Here is a 13,188-nt window from a genome sequence, read left to right as displayed (position 1 = left end):
CGTACGAGAAAAGGGGACCCGCGAAAGCGGCTCCCCTCCTCAAAGCCGAAGACCCCCAACAATGTTGGGGGTCTTCGGTAACGGGTGTTCGGCGGTGTCCTACTCTCCCACACCCTGTCGAGTGCAGTACCATCGGCGCAGACAGGCTTAGCTTCCGGGTTCGGAATGGGACCGGGCGTTTCCCTGTCGCTATGACCGCCGTAACTCTATGAAACAATAGTCCACGCAGATTCCTCGAATCACCTGCTGCTGCAGGATTTTCGGATCTGTGTGTGTTGTTTCAGATACCGCACAGTGGACGCGTAACATCTTCGTGGTAAGTCCTCGGCCTATTAGTACCGGTCACCTCCACCCATTGCTGGGCTTCCAGTTCCGGCCTATCAACCCGGTGGTCTGCCGGGGGCCTTACCCCCTCGAGGGGGTGAGAAACCTCATCTTGGAACAGGCTTCCCGCTTAGATGCTTTCAGCGGTTATCCCTTCCGAACGTAGCCAACCAGCCATGCCCCTGGCGGGACAACTGGCACACCAGAGGTTCGTCCGTCCCGGTCCTCTCGTACTAGGGACAGCCTTCCTCAAGTTTCTAACGCGCGCGGCGGATAGAGACCGAACTGTCTCACGACGTTCTAAACCCAGCTCGCGTGCCGCTTTAATGGGCGAACAGCCCAACCCTTGGGACCTACTCCAGCCCCAGGATGCGACGAGCCGACATCGAGGTGCCAAACCATCCCGTCGATATGGACTCTTGGGGAAGATCAGCCTGTTATCCCCGGGGTACCTTTTATCCGTTGAGCGACACCGCTTCCACATGCCGGTGCCGGATCACTAGTCCCGACTTTCGTCCCTGCTCGACCTGTCAGTCTCACAGTCAAGCTCCCTTGTGCACTTGCACTCGACACCTGATTGCCAACCAGGCTGAGGGAACCTTTGGGCGCCTCCGTTACATTTTGGGAGGCAACCGCCCCAGTTAAACTACCCACCAGGCACTGTCCCTGAACCAGATCATGGTCCGAGGTTAGAGGTCCAATACGATCAGAGTGGTATTTCAACAACGACTCCACCCATACTGGCGTATGAGCTTCACAGTCTCCCACCTATCCTACACAAACCGAACCGAACACCAATACCAAGCTATAGTGAAGGTCCCGGGGTCTTTTCGTCCTGCCGCGCGTAACGAGCATCTTTACTCGTAATGCAATTTCGCCGAGTCTGTGGTCGAGACAGCAGAGAAGTCGTTACGCCATTCGTGCAGGTCGGAACTTACCCGACAAGGAATTTCGCTACCTTAGGATGGTTATAGTTACCACCGCCGTTTACTGGGGCTTAAATTCTCAGCTTCGCGGAGTAAACCCCGCTAACCGGTCCTCTTAACCTTCCAGCACCGGGCAGGCGTCAGTCCGTATACATCGTCTTACGACTTCGCACGGACCTGTGTTTTTAGTAAACAGTCGCTTCTCTCTGGTCTCTGCGACCACCCCCAGCTCGGACCGCAAGGGCCGTCACCGGGCGTGGTCCCCCTTCTCCCGAAGTTACGGGGGCATTTTGCCGAGTTCCTTAACCACAGTTCTCTCGATCGCCTCGGTATTCTCTACCTGACCACCTGTGTCGGTTTGGGGTACGGGCCGTGTACCAACTCACTAGAGGCTTTTCTCGGCAGCATAGGATCACTGAATTCCCCTCAACGGGTACGCATCACCTCTCAGGCTGTGTGAATGGCGGATTTGCCTACCATTCGCCCTACCGGCTTACACCAGGTACTCCATCACCTGGCCCAGCTACCTTCCTGCGTCACCCCATCGCTTGACTACTACAATCAGGGTCCCGTGCAGCCATCCCCACAGTTCCCGAAGGAACAGCGGAAACTTTTGGACGGTTAGCACAACTGATTCGCCATTGGGCGCGGATACACGGGTACGGGAATATCAACCCGTTGTCCATCGACTACGCCTGTCGGCCTCGCCTTAGGTCCCGACTCACCCTGGGCGGATTAACCTGGCCCAGGAACCCTTGGTCATCCGGCGGACGAGTTTCTCACTCGTCTTTCGCTACTCATGCCTGCATTCTCACTCGCACAGCCTCCACACCTGGATCACTCCGGCGCTTCCACGGCTGCACGACGCTCCCCTACCCACCCACACCACTGCACACGTTCCCGCAGGAACGAATGGGTGTTGTGTGAGTGCCGCGGCTTCGGCGGTGTACTTGAGCCCCGCTACATTGTCGGCGCAGAACCACTTGACCAGTGAGCTATTACGCACTCTTTCAAGGGTGGCTGCTTCTAAGCCAACCTCCTGGTTGTCTCAGCGATCCCACATCCTTTTCCACTTAGTACACGCTTAGGGGCCTTAGCCGGCGATCTGGGCTGTTTCCCTCTCGACTACGAAGCTTATCCCCCGCAGTCTCACTGCCGCGCTCTCACTCACCGGCATTCGGAGTTTGGCTGATTTCGGTAAGCTTGTGGGCCCCCTAGACCATCCAGTAGCTCTACCTCCGGTGAGAAACACGCGACGCTGCACCTAAATGCATTTCGGGGAGAACCAGCTATCACGGAGTTTGATTGGCCTTTCACCCCTACCCACAACTCATCCCCTCAGTTTTCAACCTAAGTGGGTTCGGGCCTCCACGACGTCTTACCATCGCTTCACCCTGGCCATGGGTAGATCACTCCGCTTCGGGTCTAGAACATGCCACTCATGCGCCCTATTCGGACTCGCTTTCGCTACGACTACCCCACACGGGTTAACCTCGCGACATGCCACTAACTCGCAGGCTCATTCTTCAAAAGGCACGCCATCACCCACCACGAACTGAATCGTGCATCGGCTCTGACGGATTGTAAGCGCACGGTTTCAGGTACTATTTCACTCCCCTCCCGGGGTACTTTTCACCTTTCCCTCACGGTACTAGTCCGCTATCGGTCACCAGGGAGTATTCAGGCTTATCGGGTGGTCCCGACAGATTCACACCGGATTTCACGGGCCCGGTGCTACTCGGGTATTCGAATCGACAGTCATCGTGTTTTCGTCTACGGGATTCTCACCCTCTACGACAGGCCGTTCCAGACCACTTCGACTAACACGACGATTTCTCACTGTCGGCCGGCATGGCAGCGCCGACACAACGAACCCCACAACCCCGAATACACAACCCCTGCCAGGTATCACATGTACTCGGTTTAGCCTCATCCGCTTTCGCTCGCCACTACTCACGGAATCACATGTTGTTTTCTCTTCCTGTGGGTACTGAGATGTTTCACTTCCCCACGTTCCCTCCACACACCCTATATATTCAGATGCGGGTAACACGACATCACTCGTGCTGGGTTTCCCCATTCGGAAATCCTCGGATCACAGCTCGGTTGACAGCTCCCCGAGGCATATCGCAGCCTCCCACGTCCTTCATCGGCTCCTGGTGCCAAGGCATCCACCGTACGCTCATAAACACTTACAACAAAGATGCTCGCGTCCACTGTGCAGTTCTCAAACAACACACAACACCGAATACTCACCCCACCGAAGTGGACTTTTCTTCGACATCGTCGCTGATCAAACACATTGCGTGTTCTCTCAGGACCCAACAGTGCACCGATATAACTTTCTTCCTGCCGGCACTCGGGCCCGCAGTAGTGAAGAAAATGCTTGTCAGCGTTCCACCCATGAGCACCACCGGATTACCTGTGAATCCGTAATGGCTCTGCCTGCATGCGTTTACCGTCCCCGACTACTCGGGGTGCATGAGGAGTTGCTCCTTAGAAAGGAGGTGATCCAGCCGCACCTTCCGGTACGGCTACCTTGTTACGACTTCGTCCCAATCGCCGATCCCACCTTCGACGGCTCCCTCCCACAAGGGGTTAGGCCACCGGCTTCGGGTGTTACCGACTTTCATGACGTGACGGGCGGTGTGTACAAGGCCCGGGAACGTATTCACCGCAGCGTTGCTGATCTGCGATTACTAGCGACTCCGACTTCACGGGGTCGAGTTGCAGACCCCGATCCGAACTGAGACCGGCTTTAAGGGATTCGCTCCACCTCACGGTATCGCAGCCCTCTGTACCGACCATTGTAGCATGTGTGAAGCCCTGGACATAAGGGGCATGATGACTTGACGTCGTCCCCACCTTCCTCCGAGTTGACCCCGGCAGTCTCCTGCGAGTCCCCACCATCACGTGCTGGCAACACAGGACAAGGGTTGCGCTCGTTGCGGGACTTAACCCAACATCTCACGACACGAGCTGACGACAGCCATGCACCACCTGTCTACCGGCCACAAGGGAAACCACATCTCTGCAGTCGTCCGGTACATGTCAAACCCAGGTAAGGTTCTTCGCGTTGCATCGAATTAATCCACATGCTCCGCCGCTTGTGCGGGCCCCCGTCAATTCCTTTGAGTTTTAGCCTTGCGGCCGTACTCCCCAGGCGGGGCGCTTAATGCGTTGGCTACGGCACGGATCCCGTGGAAGGAAACCCACACCTAGCGCCCACCGTTTACGGCGTGGACTACCAGGGTATCTAATCCTGTTCGCTACCCACGCTTTCGCTCCTCAGCGTCAGTTACTGCCCAGAGACCCGCCTTCGCCACCGGTGTTCCTCCTGATATCTGCGCATTTCACCGCTACACCAGGAATTCCAGTCTCCCCTGCAGTACTCGAGTCTGCCCGTATCGCCTGCAAGCCCGCAGTTGAGCTGCGGGATTTCACAGACGACGCGACAAACCGCCTACGAGCTCTTTACGCCCAGTAATTCCGGACAACGCTCGCACCCTACGTATTACCGCGGCTGCTGGCACGTAGTTGGCCGGTGCTTCTTCTCCCACTACCGTCACTTGCGCTTCGTCATGGGTGAAAGAGGTTTACAACCCGAAGGCCGTCATCCCTCACGCGGCGTCGCTGCATCAGGCTTGCGCCCATTGTGCAATATTCCCCACTGCTGCCTCCCGTAGGAGTCTGGGCCGTGTCTCAGTCCCAGTGTGGCCGGTCGCCCTCTCAGGCCGGCTACCCGTCGTCGCCTTGGTAGGCCATTACCCCACCAACAAGCTGATAGGCCGCGGGCTCATCCTGCACCGAAAAACTTTCCACCCCAGAACATGCATCCCGAGGTCATATCCGGTATTAGACCCAGTTTCCCAGGCTTATCCCAGAGTGCAGGGCAGATCACCCACGTGTTACTCACCCGTTCGCCACTAATCCACCCAGCAAGCTGGGCTTCATCGTTCGACTTGCATGTGTTAAGCACGCCGCCAGCGTTCGTCCTGAGCCAGGATCAAACTCTCCGTTGAAGACTCACAATCACCCCCAAAAGGGGCAATCAGTCAAAGACAAAAGAGTCAAATCACTAGCAAAAAAACTCAAACTAGCTCAAACACTGACCATCCCAGACGGAAGAATGAGACGATCAGCAAATACCCACCCCATCCAAACTGATGGAGCGGAGTACCAAAAATATTTGGCACTGACATTCATCGGCACACTGTTGAGTTCTCAAAGAACACGCACACACCATCGCTCCCGAACCTTCCGATTCGTTCACTCCGGGGTGACTGTTCATCCGAGGGCCTTCCGGCTCTCGGGCACGGCTCCAAACCTTACCAGAAGGTTTCGAACCAGTGAAATCTGCAGGCGCCTTCGTCCAACCTCGTTGTCCCGTTCCTCTCGGCCCGGGTCGGTGTCCGTGTCGCTCTGACCTGGAATAAGTTACGCGAACATCTCCGAGAACACCAAATCGCCAGGTCAGAGCTGGTTTATCGACTTACGAAGCGTCGTTGTGAGGGTGTTCAGGGGACCCAGTACTTCGCCGCGAGGTGCTGGACGATCGGATCGTCCTCGCCGGCCTGCTCCAGCATCGCGAGGTCGCTGCGGAGATCCATGAGGCGAGGGTCGTCCCCTTCGGCGTCGCCGATCGGCCGGCCTCCGTCCTCGGCGCGCTGCCGCAGGATCTTCTCCCGAACCCGGTCCTTCAACGACTCAGCCATGAGAGAAGCATGCTGCGCGGTGACCGGGTTGTCGAGGATTTCGGCGCCGTGTCCGAGACCGCTCTCGTGCGCGCCGATGGTCGCGGTCGCTTCGCGTCAACGGTCCTTGTCCCGGAAGACCCGGACGGCCATGGGCAGCACCACGGCGAGAGCACCGATGATCAGGACGAAGGAGAACAGTTCCATCAACATGTCTCCATCATCCGTGCGAATCGCACACCGCGCAGAAACGTCGAAGGCCCCTCACCGTGGTGAGGGGCCTTCGTGGAGCTGCCTGTCGGAATCGAACCGACGACCTTTTCATTACGAGTGAAATGCTCTACCGACTGAGCTAAGGCAGCGAGCCTTTCGGCGTCCGAAGTCTAGCGGACTACCCCCACCCCGATGCAAACCGGCACTTCGGCTACCGGAACGCCGAGCTCAACCGGGCTGCAAGCGCCGCGAGAGCGAAGCGGGGTTTGACGTTCTGGGCGAGCGCCTCCCGGCAGTCGAGGATGGCTTCGATGCACTCGAGCAGCGACTCCGGCCGGGTCCTCGCCGCGAGGTCGGCCGCACGATCCGACATGTCCGGATGGTTGAGCGTGACCCGCGATCCGAAGGCGTGCACCAGTGCGTCCCGGTAGAGACCGGCGAGATCGATCAGGGCTCGGTCCATGATGTCGCGCTCGGTTCGCGTCTTCCGCGACTTCTGAGTGCGTTCGAGTTCCTTGAGGACCCCGGCCGAACCGCGAAGCGCACCCGCGGCACCCTTGCCGGTACCGCCGGCACCGAGCGCGGTCTTCAGCTCTTCGGTCTCGCGCTCGTCGCGCTCCGCACTGATCTCCTTCGCCTCGGTCTCGGCGCTGCGGCCGAGGTCGTCGGCTGCGGAGTAGGTGGTGGCGGGGCGCAGGACCGCGCCGGCGACAGCGAGGGCACGTGCCCGGTTGTCGCGGGCGCCCTCGTCGGTGGCCAACCGTCGGGCCCGGCCGACGTGGCCTGCGCTGACGGATGCGGCCCACTGCGCCGTCTTCGGATCGATGCGGTCGGTGGCCTCGAGGACGCGCGCGATGGCGTCGGCGCTGGGAGTGACCAACCCGATGTGACGGCAGCGCGAGCGCAGCGTCACCGAGATGTCCTCTGGATCGACCGACGGCGCACACAGGAGGAAGACCGTTCGCTGCGGAGGTTCCTCGACCACCTTCAGCAGCGCGTTCGCGGCGCCTTCGGTGAGACGGTCGGCGTCCTCGATCACCACGACCTGCCATCGGCCCGTGCTGGGACGCCGCGACGCGACCTGCACGATGTCGCGCATCGACTTGACGCTGATCGTCAGTCCCTCGGGCACGACCCGCCGTACGTCGCCGTGGGTGCCGGCCATCGTGGTGGTGCAGGCGTGGCATCGCCCGCAGCCGGAAGTTTCCTCGTCGGTGCACTGCAGGGCGGCGGCGAAACACAGCGCCGCGACCGAGCGACCGGACCCGGGAGGACCGGTGAACAGCCACGAGTGCGTCATCGCCGACCCGGTGTCGCCCCGACGGGCAGCTACCGCGGCCGCGACGAGTTCGGTCTCGACATCGCGTTGACCGACGAGACGATCGAAGACCCCGGGCATGCGCTCAGCCTAACGACCGGGTCCGACGGGTCCGGATCACGTGTCCGAAACGTTCAAGACGGCCGCACGTGCTCGGTCCTACCGTCGGGCCATGACCATTCATTTCTCCGCAGTGGGGCTCGTCGTCGCCGATCTCGATCGGTCCTTCGCGTGCTATCGAGTGCTCGGCCTCGACCTGCCCACCGAAGCAGCCGAGGTACCGCACTTCGAGGTCACTCTCCCCGGTGGTCTGCGCCTGATGTGGGACACCGTCGAGTCCGTCAGCAGCTTCGATCCGGAGTTCGAGCCGTCGTCCGGAGGCGGGGCGGCGCTCGCCTTCGACTGTGGCTCCCCCGACGCGGTCGACGAGACACTTGCGGCGTTGATCGAGGCCGGGTGCACGTCGACGAAGGCACCTTGGGACGCATTCTGGGGACAGCGCTACGCGAGCGCGATGGATCCGGACGGCCACAGTCTCGACCTGTTCGCCGCGCTCCCGGGATGACTCCGGACGAGTTCACCGAGGGTGACACCCGACAGCGCACGAACCTCCCGGGCCAGATGCGCCTGGTCGCTGTACCCGCAGTCGGCTGCGACACGGGCGAAGTCGTCACCGGCCCGGGCACGCGCGACCGCCCGACGGAAGCGCAGCACCCGCGACAACGTCTTCGGTCCGTATCCGTAGGCCCGAGCCGAGCGACGACGCAGCGTCCTGTCGCTCCAGCCGAGGGTCGCGGCGACCTCCGTGACGGCCGCACCGGCGGCCAGCGCCCGCGCGAGGTCGGCCATCGGATCGTGTTCGTCGACCGCGCCCCGCACGGCGTCGACAAGCGCAGCGACGGGATCGTCCTCGGCTCGAGCCGCGAGGAGACGCACACGACGTGACGGCCACAGATCGTCGAGCGGAACCCGTCGATCGGTCAGCTCGCTCGCGTCGACGCCGAAGAACGGCGGTCCCAGGCCGGGTTCGAACCGGACGGCCGTCAGCGGTCGATCCGCCACCAGATCGGAGAACTGGGACGTCGTGTCCGGGCCGGCGACGAGGAAGCCGTCGGCGTGCCGAATGAGGTCCATGCAGCCGTCCGGCAGCACGTGGGTTCCGCCCACGCGGGCACCGGACGGCCCGGACCGCCACAGTGTGACGCCGAGGATTCCCGACGGCAGTTCGCGGTACACACCGTGAGGCTATCCGCGTACCCCGACGGGAACCGTCAGTCCGTCGTCTTCTTCGCGGCAGCCTTCTTCGTCGTCTTCTTCGCCGCCGTCTTCTTGGCGGTGGTCTTCTTGGCGGCAGTCTTCTTCGCCGCCGTCTTCTTCGCCGCCGTCTTCTTCGCCGCCGTCTTCTTCGCGGTCTTCTTGGCCGGACCGCGTGCCCGACGGTCGGCGAGCAGTTCGGACGCCCGCTCGTCGGTGATGGACTCGACCTCGTCGCCCTTGCGCAGGCTCGCGTTCGTCTCACCGTCGGTGACGTACGGGCCGAACCGGCCGTCCTTGATCACCATCTGCTTGCCGCTGACCGGGTCGGTGCCCAGCTCGCGCAGCGGCGGCGTGGCGGCGGCCTGCCGGCCGCGGCGCTTCGGCTCCGCGTAGATCTTCAGCGCCTCGTCGAGCGTGATCGTGAAGATCTGCTCCTCGTTGGCGAGCGACCGCGAGTCGCTGCCCTTCTTCAGGTACGGACCGTAGCGGCCGTTCTGGGCGGTGATCTCGTCGCCGGACTCCGGATCGACACCCACCACGCGCGGCAGCGACAGCAGTTTCAGGGCGTCTTCCAGGGTGACCGTGGACAGGTCCATCGTCTTGAACAACGAACCCGTGCGCGGCTTCGGACCGGTCTTCTTCGCGGGAGCCTTCTTCGCCGCCTTCTTGGCGACGGCCTTCTTGGTGGCGGTCTTCGTGCCGCCCTCTCCCTCCGAGCCGAGTTCATCGACGGGGATGGGCGTGACGTCCGGCTCCGGTTCGGGCTCGGGTTCCGGATCGGGGATCAGCTCGGTCACGTAGGGACCGAAGCGACCCTCCCGCGCGACGATCTCGTAGCCGGTCGACGGATCGACACCGAGGACACGTCCCTCCTGCGGCGTCGAGAAGAGTTTCTCGGCGTATTCGAGGGTGAGCTCGTCCGGCGGCAGGTCGTCGGGCAGGTTCGCGCGCTGCGAGGTCGGCTCGGCGTCGGGGTTGTTCGGGTCGGTGACCATCCGTTCGAGGTACGGACCGAAGCGGCCCACACGCACGTGGATCTCGCGACCCTCGGAGTCGTCGAACAGGCGGATGGAGTTGATCTCGCGGGCGTCGATGTCCTCGAGGTTCTCCCCCACCAGCTTCTTCAGGCCGCCCTTGCGCGCGACCGACTCCTCGTGACCGTCGTCGCTGCCGAAGTAGAACCGCGTCAGCCAGTCGGTGCGCTGCCGGTGACCGGAGGCGATCTCGTCGAGATCGTCCTCCATCCCGGCCGTGAAGTCGTAGTCGACGAGCTGGGCGAAGTGCGCCTCGAGCAGGCCGATGACGGCGAACGCCACCCACGACGGGACGAGCGCGCTGCCACGCTTGTAGACGTAGCCGCGGTCGAGGATGGTCTTGATGATCGACGCGTAGGTCGAGGGCCGGCCGATCCCGAGCTCTTCGAGCGTCTTGATCAGGCTCGCCTCGGTGTACCGGGCCGGCGGGTTGGTGGAGTGACCGTCCGGATCGAGCTTCGTCGCGGTGACCGAGGCACCCTCGGACAGGTTCGGCAGGCGCGACTCCGCGTCGTCCGACTGACCACCGGCCTCCTCGTCGACACTCTCGACGTATGCCTTGAGGAAGCCCGGGAACGTGATGGTGCGGCCCGACGACGAGAAGGTGCACTCCTCGCCGGTGCCCGCGGTGCCGGTGATGCGCAGCGTCAGCGTGGTGCCCCGCGCGTCGGCCATCTGGGAGGCGACGGTGCGCTGCCAGATGAGCTCGTAGAGCTTGAACTCGTCGCCGTCGAGGCGCGCGTGCAGCTCGCCGGGGGTCGCGAAGACGTCGCCGGCGGGACGGATCGCCTCGTGTGCTTCCTGCGCGTTCTTGACCTTGCGGGTGTACTGGCGCGGCGTCGGATGGACGAACTCGGCACCGTACAGCTGGGTGGCCTGTGCGCGGGCCGCCGCGATCGCCGACTCGGACAGCGTCGTCGAGTCGGTACGCATGTAGGTGATGTAGCCGTTCTCGTACAGACGCTGCGCGGTGCGCATGGTGCGCTCGGACGAGAACCGCAGCTTGCGGCCCGCCTCCTGCTGCAGCGTCGACGTCATGAACGGCGCGTAGGGCTTGCGGGTGTACGGCTTGCTCTCGGCCGACGACACCGTCAACGCGACACCGGCGAGTGCCTCCGCGAGGCGGCGGGCGCGGTCCTCGTCGAGGACGACGACACCGTTCGACTTCAGGTTCCCGTCGGGCCCGAAGTCGCGACCCGAGGCGACACGCGAACCGTCGACGTTGACCAGGCGGGCACCGAACGACCGGGGGCTCGCGTCGGCGCCGGCGTCCATCGTGGCCGCGATGTCCCAGTACTCGGCGGACTTGAACGCCATGCGCTCGCGTTCGCGCTGCACGATCACGCGGGTCGCCACCGACTGCACACGACCCGCCGACAGACGGGGCATGACCTTCTTCCACAGCACGGGACTGACCTCGTAACCGTAGAGACGGTCGAGGATGCGGCGGGTCTCCTGCGCGTCGACCAGGTCGTTGTCGAGGTCGCGGGTGTTCTCGGCGGCCGCGCGGATAGCGGGCTCGGTGATCTCGTGGAAGACCATGCGCCGGACCGGCACCTTGGGCTTCAGGGTCTCGAGCAGGTGCCAGGCGATGGCCTCGCCCTCGCGGTCGGGGTCGGTGGCGAGGTAGAGCTCGTCGGCGTCCTTGAGCAGGCTCTTCAGCTCCGAGACCTTGGTCTTCTTGTCGGCGCTGACGACGTAGAGGGGTTCGAAGTCGTGATCGACGTCGACACCGAGGCGCGCCCACGACTCGCCCTTGTACTTGGCGGGGACGTCCGCGGCACCGCGCGGCAGGTCGCGGATGTGACCGACCGATGCCTCGACGACGTAGTCGCGGCCGAGGTAGGGGGCGATCTTCCTCGCCTTGGTCGGGGACTCGACGATCACGAGCCGACGCGTGCCCGACGAACCGCCCGCAGTGCTCTTCTCCCGTGCTGCCACCGTGCCGCCCGCACCTTCCCTCATTGCCGACATGTCGCCTTGTTCGAAGACATGTATACCGACCCGTTCCCCAGACGCGGCCACACACAGGGTCGCACATCCTCGGGGAACGGCTCTTCACAAGTGATGATCACCCGGTTCCACGTGCGGCCAGATCCGTCGTGCCGCGTCGGCGTCCGGAGGTGCACCGATGTTCTCGACGAGCCTCGTCAGACGCCTCCGGCCGGAGATCCTCAACTCCGGTCCACCGGTGCCGTGCGTACCGATCAGGGTCGGTGCGATGCCGGCGCGCATGAGCGCCTGCGCCAGAACTGCATGAGTGTCGGGAGCCGTCGCATCCAGACCGAGAACATACTGTGCTCCCTCGACCTCCATGCGACCGGACGCGAGGAACCACGCCCGCTGGGCCCGCGAGGACGGGACCCAGCCGGTCGGGACCGTCTTGCCGTCGTCGCTGCTCCACTGGGTCGCGAGCGGGATGAGAGCGGGGTCGACGGATGTGCTGACGGTGAACAGCTCGCCGTCGACGGCGATGTCCGCCTCGACTCCCGTGTCGGTCACGAGCTGCCCGATCGCACGGGCGCGCCATTCGGCGTCGACCTCCACGGTCAGCACGGCGCCGTCGTCGGTGAGACGCGCACGTCCGTGTGCCGCGAGCAGGCCGCTCAGGTCGGCCAGGGCCGGCGGCATCGTGTCGGCCCCGAAGAAGGACAGTTGACTCACGGGTCCTCCTCTCCCGGCTCCGTGAGCGCGACGAGGCGGTGAGGTCCCACGACCGGTTCGCGCACACGTCCCGGAAATGCATCGTCCCCCATCACCTGAGGCGACGGGGGACGATCGGGCGAGGTGGTTGACCTTGCCCGGTTGCTCGCTCGAGCGGGTGGATCAGAGTGCGCGCACGCCGGTGGCCTGCGGGCCCTTGGTGCCCTGACCGACCTCGAACTCGACTCGCTGGTTCTCCTCGAGGGTGCGGAAGCCGGAACCCTGGATCTCGGAGTAGTGAACGAACACGTCGGCGGAGCCGTCCTCAGGAGCGATGAAGCCGAAGCCCTTCTCCGCGTTGAACCACTTCACAGTGCCCTGTGCCATGCTTTTCCTTCTCTTTCTAACACCGGATTCGACGAACCGCCGGGTACGCGATCCGCCAGGTCCCGGTTCCGACCGCTGTACTTCTCGAGTCCCCCGTTGGAAGAGCTAAAGCACCGCGCTCGCAACCATCGATCCTGCGAGCGTGCACTTTTCCAAGTCTACGAACACAGAAGCTGCGACCGGGTGTCAGTCAACCACGTTCTGGGCACGCGCAACAGTAGGAATGGGCACAAACGTGCCAATTCCCTGATCTTGTTCATGTCTCGGTAGCATTACCCACGGGTAGCTGTTGCTCCCATGTTACGGGAGGCCACTGTGGCCCCACTCGTCCCGGACCCGGGTCTCCCGCATCCGACACAGCCTCGCCGTATCCGACACATTCCTATCCGACA

General features: G+C 63.0%; 7 protein-coding genes, 1 tRNA gene and 3 rRNA genes. 1 reads left to right on the top strand and 10 read right to left on the bottom strand.

Annotated elements, in window-relative coordinates:
• Window positions 1–86 precede the first annotated feature (86 nt).
• From rrf to RBB84_RS23265, 6 genes are all read right to left on the bottom strand, one after another.
• Window positions 87–203: ribosomal RNA gene (gene rrf, locus RBB84_RS23290) — 5S ribosomal RNA — on the bottom strand.
• Between the two features lie 109 nt (window positions 204–312).
• Window positions 313–3,448 (bottom strand): 23S ribosomal RNA (locus RBB84_RS23285).
• A gap of 302 nt (window positions 3,449–3,750) precedes the next feature.
• A 16S ribosomal RNA gene (locus RBB84_RS23280) occupies window positions 3,751–5,272 on the bottom strand.
• Together the 16S, 23S and 5S rRNA genes form the textbook arrangement of a ribosomal RNA operon.
• 495 nt (window positions 5,273–5,767) lie before the next feature.
• Complete coding sequence (locus RBB84_RS23275) at window positions 5,768–5,965, bottom strand: hypothetical protein (RefSeq protein WP_006552400.1); 198 nt, start codon at window positions 5,963–5,965, stop codon at window positions 5,768–5,770.
• A 265-nt stretch (window positions 5,966–6,230) separates the two neighbouring features.
• Window positions 6,231–6,306, bottom strand: a tRNA-Thr gene (locus RBB84_RS23270).
• A 62-nt stretch (window positions 6,307–6,368) separates the two neighbouring features.
• Complete coding sequence (locus RBB84_RS23265; RefSeq protein ID WP_064256725.1) at window positions 6,369–7,556, bottom strand: DNA polymerase III subunit delta'; 1,188 nt, start codon at window positions 7,554–7,556, stop codon at window positions 6,369–6,371.
• A 91-nt stretch (window positions 7,557–7,647) separates the two neighbouring features.
• Between RBB84_RS23265 and RBB84_RS23260 the strand changes: the two genes are divergently transcribed.
• A complete protein-coding gene (locus RBB84_RS23260) occupies window positions 7,648–8,040 on the top strand; it encodes a VOC family protein (protein WP_064256732.1) in 393 nt (130 codons plus the stop codon).
• On the opposite strand, the gene RBB84_RS23255 is transcribed toward RBB84_RS23260, so the two are convergent.
• The 4 genes from RBB84_RS23255 to RBB84_RS23240 form a co-directional block, all read right to left on the bottom strand.
• Entirely contained in the window at window positions 7,977–8,711 is a 735-nt protein-coding gene (locus RBB84_RS23255) for a helix-turn-helix domain-containing protein (RefSeq protein WP_064256724.1), read from the bottom strand. The two genes, RBB84_RS23260 and RBB84_RS23255, sit on opposite strands and share 64 nt — an antisense overlap.
• Before the next feature lie 35 nt (window positions 8,712–8,746).
• Window positions 8,747–11,731 carry a type I DNA topoisomerase gene (topA, locus tag RBB84_RS23250; RefSeq protein ID WP_064256723.1) on the bottom strand — a complete coding sequence of 995 codons (2,985 nt, stop codon included), beginning with the start codon at window positions 11,729–11,731 and terminating at the stop codon, window positions 8,747–8,749.
• A 93-nt stretch (window positions 11,732–11,824) separates the two neighbouring features.
• Window positions 11,825–12,430, bottom strand: a complete 606-nt coding sequence (locus RBB84_RS23245) for a hypothetical protein (protein WP_064256722.1) — start codon at window positions 12,428–12,430, stop codon at window positions 11,825–11,827.
• 162 nt (window positions 12,431–12,592) lie between these two features.
• Entirely contained in the window at window positions 12,593–12,796 is a 204-nt protein-coding gene (locus RBB84_RS23240) for a cold-shock protein (RefSeq protein WP_003935252.1), read from the bottom strand.
• Window positions 12,797–13,188 lie beyond the last annotated feature (392 nt).

This window comes from Rhodococcus sp. D-6 (assembly GCF_040256695.1).
GTDB lineage: Bacteria > Actinomycetota > Actinomycetes > Mycobacteriales > Mycobacteriaceae > Rhodococcus > Rhodococcus pyridinivorans.
This window is presented reverse-complemented; position numbering and strand designations above follow the sequence as displayed.

What these genes read in the sequence shown, in the direction of transcription:
- RBB84_RS23275 (WP_006552400.1), bottom strand. Translation starts at nt 5,965, where the DNA reads ATGGCTGAGTCGTTGAAGGACCGGGTTCGGGAGAAGATCCTGCGGCAG.
- topA (WP_064256723.1), bottom strand. Translation starts at nt 11,731, where the DNA reads ATGAGGGAAGGTGCGGGCGGCACGGTGGCAGCACGGGAGAAGAGCACT.
- RBB84_RS23260 (WP_064256732.1), top strand. Translation starts at nt 7,648, where the DNA reads ATGACCATTCATTTCTCCGCAGTGGGGCTCGTCGTCGCCGATCTCGAT.
- RBB84_RS23265 (WP_064256725.1), bottom strand. Translation starts at nt 7,556, where the DNA reads ATGCCCGGGGTCTTCGATCGTCTCGTCGGTCAACGCGATGTCGAGACC.
- RBB84_RS23240 (WP_003935252.1), bottom strand. Translation starts at nt 12,796, where the DNA reads ATGGCACAGGGCACTGTGAAGTGGTTCAACGCGGAGAAGGGCTTCGGC.